We start from the raw sequence: 1,131 nt of genomic DNA on the forward strand, positions 1-1,131 counted from the left end.
CATGGCTAAGGAAAAGTTTGAACGCTCCAAACCGCACGTCAACATTGGCACGATTGGCCACGTTGACCACGGCAAAACGACGCTGACGGCGGCGATCACCAAGTATTTCGGTGACTTCCAGGCGTATGATCAGATCGACGGCGCACCGGAAGAGAAAGCACGTGGCATCACGATCTCGACCGCGCACGTTGAGTATGAAACCGACGCGCGTCACTATGCCCACGTCGACTGCCCCGGCCACGCTGACTATGTGAAGAACATGATCACCGGTGCGGCGCAGATGGACGGCGCGATCCTGGTTGTGAACGCTGCTGACGGCCCGATGCCGCAGACCCGCGAGCACATCCTGCTGGGCCGCCAGGTTGGTATCCCGACCATGGTTGTCTACATGAACAAGGTTGATCAGGTTGACGACGAAGAGCTGCTTGAGCTGGTCGAGATGGAGATCCGCGAGCTTCTGACCGAATATGGTTACCCGGGCGACGACGTTCCTGTCATTCCGGGCTCGGCTCTGGCCGCTCTGGAAGGCCGCGACGAGGCGATCGGCGAAGACTCGATCCGCAAGCTGATGGCGGCTGTTGACGAATTCATCCCGACGCCAGCGCGTCCGGTTGACGGTGCGTTCCTGCTGCCGATCGAAGACGTGTTCTCGATCTCGGGCCGTGGCACGGTTGTGACCGGTCGTGTTGAGCGTGGCGTTGTGAATGTTGGCGACGAGATTGAAATCGTCGGCATCAAAGACACCCAGAAAACCACCTGCACGGGCGTTGAAATGTTCCGCAAGCTGCTTGATCGCGGTGAAGCTGGTGACAACGTTGGCGTTCTGCTGCGCGGCATCGACCGTGAAGCGGTTGAGCGTGGCCAGGTTCTGTGTAAGCCGGGCTCGGTGAACCCGCACACGAAGTTCGAAGCCGAGGTCTATATCCTGACCAAGGAAGAGGGTGGCCGTCACACGCCGTTCTTCGCGAACTACCGTCCGCAGTTCTACTTCCGCACCACAGACGTCACCGGGACCGTCGAGCTGCCTTCGGGCACCGAGATGGTGATGCCGGGCGACAACCTGAAGTTCGCGGTTGAACTGATCGCGCCGATCGCGATGGAAGACGGCCTGCGCTTCGCCATCCGCGAAGG

1 protein-coding gene is annotated in these 1,131 nt (G+C 60.2%); it reads left to right on the top strand.

Going from position 1 to position 1,131, the window contains the following annotated elements; genetic code table 11:
- Position 1: 1 nt before the first annotated feature.
- Positions 2–1,131: elongation factor Tu (tuf, locus tag MUY35_RS17035; RefSeq protein WP_248370380.1), on the top strand; the 1,130-nt coding region annotated here is incomplete at its 3' end.

Source organism: Aliiroseovarius sp. S1339, from assembly GCF_023195695.1.
In the GTDB taxonomy this organism is placed as follows: Bacteria; Pseudomonadota; Alphaproteobacteria; order Rhodobacterales; family Rhodobacteraceae; genus Aliiroseovarius.